1 protein-coding gene is annotated in these 715 nt (G+C 77.6%); it reads left to right on the forward strand.

Annotated features, from left to right (window positions below):
* Positions 1-715: hypothetical protein (locus tag HMPREF3105_RS00505; RefSeq protein ID WP_070708514.1), on the forward strand; the 715-nt coding region annotated here is incomplete at both ends.

Genomic DNA, 715 nt, shown 5'->3' on the forward strand with positions numbered 1-715 from the left:
CGCCGGGGGCGAGGGCCGGCGTCGTCCCGCGCCCGCGCCGCCGGCCGACCTGCCCGTCCCGCCGGAGACCCTCTTCCTGGCCACCATCCCCGGGGCCACGCCGTCCACGTGGGTGGAGCGGTTCACCACGCGCCAGCGCACGGTGCAGCTCGTCAACCACGACGACGCCGCCCAGCTGGCCCACCTCGCCCACGACGACGCCGGTCAGCCCCGCCACTTCCTGCCGCAGCTGGGCTATGTGCGGCGCCGACGCGACGTGTCCGCCGAGGAGTTCCTGCGCGCCGGCGGCGTCGACCCGGGCCACGTGCACCTCGTGGGCGTGTACTCCGAGCTGCCGGTGGTGTGCGTGGGCAAGGACCACCTGCTCGCCGCCTGGGACGTGGACGCGGACGGCCCCGTGCCGCCCGCCGAGCTCGACCCGGACGAGGAGCTGGACCCCGCCCGCTTCGCCCCGGCCCCCAGCGCGGAGCCGATGGACGCCGCCGAGCTGCCCGGCGCGGGCGAGCGGATGGCCCTGGAGATCGCCGCGTCCGGCGCCGGCCACGTCGTGCTGCCGATGTCCGTGGTCCGCATGTTCGGCCGCAAGGACGTGATCGTGCTGCCGCTGGCCTCCACCCTCGACGACACGGTGGGCCTGTCCCGCGCCGACCGCGAGGCCGCCGCCACGCGGTCCGCGCTCGCGGACGAGCAGGCGCGGTCCGAGGCGGAGGCGGGC

It is taken from the genome of Micrococcus sp. HMSC31B01 (genome assembly GCF_001816085.1).
Taxonomy (GTDB): Bacteria; Actinomycetota; Actinomycetes; order Actinomycetales; family Micrococcaceae; genus Micrococcus; species Micrococcus luteus.